This is a genomic window from Pseudoalteromonas sp. GutCa3 (genome assembly GCF_002836155.1).
In the GTDB taxonomy this organism is placed as follows: domain Bacteria; phylum Pseudomonadota; class Gammaproteobacteria; order Enterobacterales; family Alteromonadaceae; genus Pseudoalteromonas; species Pseudoalteromonas arctica.
This window is the reverse complement of the sequence record NZ_PJBK01000051.1, coordinates 1-3990: the sequence shown is the minus strand read 5'-3', so window position 1 is coordinate 3990 and position 3990 is coordinate 1. Positions and strand designations below refer to the sequence as shown.

The window sequence follows — 3990 nt, the reverse complement described above, 5'->3', positions numbered from 1 at the left end:
CATAAAAGTCGGGTAAGAAAATCCAAGGAATACAACGTACTGTTTGATAAAGACACGATAGTGGATGATTTAATCACTCAACTAACAGAAAAAAATCAAACACAAGAAAACCAAGATAAAACAGCTAAAGGTAAAGAAGAAATCCTTGCAACATTTGTTGAGTTACATCGCTCTGGTAGCTTTTGCGCACATTTGAGTGAACAGGAAATTATTTACTTTGTTAAAAAGAAATTAAACATGGAGAGTAATAAAAATGGATAGCGAAAAAGCAGTCCCAGCAGTAAAAAGTGACTCATTTATGAGTCGATTTGGTCGTCGTAATGTAATTGTTGTTTCATCAATTGTTGTTGTATTAGCCGTAATTGCAACCCTTACATCGCAAGTTGTTTCGTGGAATGAAGCAGATGAGCGTTTAGTACATCAATCGGCTTTTACAGGTAACTTGACCGTAATAAATCAAGCCGGCCCTTATTTAAAAGCGTTTGGTACTACATCGGCTTATAAAAAAGTAATTTCGATTAACTTTACGGGCGATGCTGGTGCAACAGCAAGCGCAATTGTGCCGTTAATTCCGATTCGATTTTTAGACACTACAACAGGTGGCGCACGAGGTGTTTCTCGTTTTAGATTGCCAGGCAATGTACCAGCAGCTGAATCGGGTGCTTTACGTGGTTTACTTAAAATACACGAAGAGTTTGGTTCACAAGAAACATTAATATCTAATTTATTAATGCGCGCAACCACTGAAAATGTAAAAGCGTCGGCGCGTATGATGTCGGTAGAGCAACATTACTCTGGTGGTAATGGTCAATTAAGCCAAGATTTTGCTGATCAATTAACAAATGGTATTTTTGTTACTGAACAAATTATTAGTACGGGTGAGCGCGATAAATCTGACGATTTAGGTAATTTAAGTAAACAGCAGCGCGTAACTATTAATATTAAAATGGATGATGAGGGTAATACACTGCGTAACGCACCTATTTTAGGCGCTTACGGTATTACAGTAGTTGATGCCAGCATTATTGATATTGACTACGAAAGCAAAGTAAATGCTCGCCTTGAAGCCCAAAAGCAAGCAGCTGCTGATGAAGCACTAGCGCGTCAAAATCTTAAAAAAGCTGAGCAACAAGCACGTACTGAAGTGGCTTTAGGTGAACAAGCAATTGCTAAGCAACGTGCTGAATCTGAAAAGCTAAAAATAAAAGAGCAAATTGATGCTGAGCGAATTAAGGCAAATGCCATTATTTCTGCGCAGCAACGAGTGGCTGTAAAAGCGGAGCTTGCAAAAGAGCAAGAAGAGATTTTAAAGCAACAACGTTTAGAAGCATTAGGTATGGACGTTTTAGCTGAGGCTCGTTTAAGAGCTAAGTCTGCTGCACTTGATCCAAAGTATGTATTTGATGAAACGCTAAAAGCAGAAGTTAAAATTCAAACTGCTTTATTTACAAGCTTAGGTAATAGCCGTTTAGTGCCTGAAATTGTAATAGGCGCAGGCCAAGGCGAGCAAAGTAATGGCTCTGAATTTATGCGTTTATTAGCCGCCGATGCTGCATTAAGTCTTAAAAAGCGTTTGGAAAAAGAGAAAAAATAAATAATTACTAAATATATAAACAATATTGAGGCTTAGCCTTTAAATACTTAGCCTTTAAATATTATATAAACAATAAAAACGCTGGCCAATAAGCATTGGTCAGCGTTTTTTATTGTGCGTATTTTGCTATTGTACTGTTTAGGTAAGCTTTGTGACTTATTAAACATGTATTTAGGTAATAAAAGGTAAATAGTGAGCAGTTATGGATTCGAACAGTAATCAGTTTATTTTAGATTTAGGGCAAGAGCATATTACTATTCAGCGTCGATATGAAGCGCTGGGAGCGTTTAACGATTTTTTAATTGCAGTGTGGTTTTTAATTGGCAGTTTTTTCTTTTTAAATGACTCACTAATAGAAAGTGGCACATGGTTGTTTATAGCGGGCAGTGCTCAATTACTTATAAAACCTGTTTTGAAATTGATCAGCTTAGTGCATGTTAGTCGGGTATTTCATTCAAATAAAACTCCATAAATAAAACCATAAATACGACTCATGATGAGTTCAGTTATTATGGCTAATAATTTATCAGTATAAGTTATTTAAATATCAAGGATTGAAAAGTGAAAGTACTTAAGTGGATTGCAATTGGAATAGCTACTTTATTAATTATAGGCTTACTAATTCCCGAAAAAATAATGATTCCGGTACAAGGTGCCACAAGTAAAGATTGGAACCATAACACGTTTTGGTACGAGCCTTGGGGTAGGTCGGGTGTGCATAAAGGGATTGATATTTTTGGCACAAAAAATACTCCCGTAGTTGCCTCAACAAGCGGTATTGTTATATTTGCAGATGAGTTAAGCCGAGGCGGTAAAGTAGTTGCGGTGCTTGGGCCTAAATGGCGCGTGCATTATTTTGCACATTTAAATGACTACTCGGTAAGTACAGGTGATGTAGTAAGCATAAACAGTCAAATTGGCTTACTGGGCGATACCGGAAATGCCGCAGGAAAACAGCCTCATGTACATTATTCTATTTTATCGTTAGTGCCCATGCCATGGCTTTATACAACACAAAGCCAAGGCTGGAAAAAGATGTTTTTTTTGAGTCCACACGACAAATTAAAAACTAATTAGCCTGCAACTGGGGTTTTACCCGCGCGAATATTTTTAATGCTTTTAATAAACATATAAATACAGGTAGTGATTAAACAGCCTGCTAAATAAAACACAATACCGTTTGATGCATCAGATAAATTGGCAGCAAGCATAGGGCCAAATACCGACCCAATACTGTAACTTAAAAGCATTACCTCAGTTGCCGATACTATTTTTGCTATTGGCAATGAGTCGCACGCAAGTGTTATAGCAATCGGGTAAAGTGCAAAGCTGCACGCGCCTAGTATTAAGTAGCTCACTATTAATCCTGCTAAAGTGTTTGCTTGTAATATACCCACAGCACCGGCTGCGCCTACTAAACAAAACATACCCATCAGTAAGCTTTTTTCAAGCCGAGTAGATAAGTAACTCACAAGCGGCTGCACGACCATGCCGCCTAAAATAATAACCGCCATAAGTGTCCCTGTGTACTGAGCTTGATCAGCTTTTGCTGAAATATAAACCGGCATTAAGCCGTAAATAGGGCCCAGTAATAAGCCCGATGCTAAGCATCCGAGCATTGCAGGGTGGCTTAGTGTTTTTATTTCTTTTAGTGGTAGTTTTTCAAGGTGCTGTTTTTCGGGCTGACCTTTGGTTATTAATAAAGGGGCTAAAATAGCTAAAAATAATAGCGAGGCTACAAATAAATAAGGCGTTGAACCTTCGGTGCCAAGCGGCCCTATAGCAAGCTGACCAACTGCGCTGCCCCCATAAAGTGAGGTCATGTATAAGCCCAAACGTTTAGCACGCGACTTTGCTGTGTTGGTCATTAATAACCAAGACTCAACAACTACAAACACACCGGCAACAGCAAAACCTGCTACAAATCGTGCAATTAACCAGTTAACGGTATTTGGCAGTGCAAGTTGTGCAAGCACGCTTGCTATTAATAAGCTTAAAAATAATATAAATGCGAAGCGATGACCAATTTTTACCACAATGCGCTCTATTGTGGTGGCGCCAATAAGTAAGCCAAAGTAAAAAATGCTCGCAAGCCAAGGCGCTAGGTTTTCATCGAGTTTAAATGCGGGTAACGACAGCGGAATAAGGCTCATTAAAAAGCCGGATGCGATAGCAAAAAATGACAGCCCGATAACGGGTGCTAAAGGGTTATTAGAGGTGCTTGTGGCGGCTGATTCGGCCATTTGTGTTTATCGACTCTTGAAGGTAAATAACCACTGTTTTAGAGTTTGAGAGGTTACTTTAATAATAAAATTTGCGCGAATTTAGAGCCAAATTAAAAATAAGTAAAGTGATATTTTATTAAACAATATAAATAAACTTTAAAACGATCTTTT

At 38.2% G+C, this 3990-nt stretch carries 5 protein-coding genes; 4 read left to right on the top strand and 1 reads right to left on the bottom strand.

Annotated features, from left to right (window positions below):
* The 4 genes from CXF64_RS09175 to CXF64_RS09160 form a co-directional block, all read left to right on the top strand.
* The coding region (locus tag CXF64_RS09175) for a methanolan biosynthesis protein EpsI (RefSeq protein WP_101216865.1) at positions 1-261 on the top strand (261 nt) is incomplete at its 5' end.
* Positions 254-1594 carry an SPFH domain-containing protein gene (locus tag CXF64_RS09170; protein WP_101163014.1) on the top strand — a complete coding sequence of 447 codons (1341 nt, stop codon included), beginning with the start codon at positions 254-256 and terminating at the stop codon, positions 1592-1594. The genes CXF64_RS09175 and CXF64_RS09170, both read left to right, overlap by 8 nt.
* 202 nt (positions 1595-1796) lie before the next feature.
* Entirely contained in the window at positions 1797-2066 is a 270-nt protein-coding gene (locus CXF64_RS09165) for a YrhK family protein (protein ID WP_101163013.1), read from the top strand.
* A gap of 89 nt (positions 2067-2155) precedes the next feature.
* Positions 2156-2671 carry a M23 family metallopeptidase gene (locus CXF64_RS09160; protein WP_101216864.1) on the top strand — a complete coding sequence of 172 codons (516 nt, stop codon included), beginning with the start codon at positions 2156-2158 and terminating at the stop codon, positions 2669-2671.
* Here CXF64_RS09160 and CXF64_RS09155 read toward each other — a convergent pair.
* The gene (locus CXF64_RS09155; protein ID WP_101216863.1) at positions 2668-3837 is read right to left on the bottom strand and encodes an MFS transporter; all 1170 of its coding nucleotides are present in this window, start codon (positions 3835-3837) and stop codon (positions 2668-2670) included. The two genes, CXF64_RS09160 and CXF64_RS09155, sit on opposite strands and share 4 nt — an antisense overlap.
* Between the last annotated feature and the right edge of the window lie 153 nt (positions 3838-3990).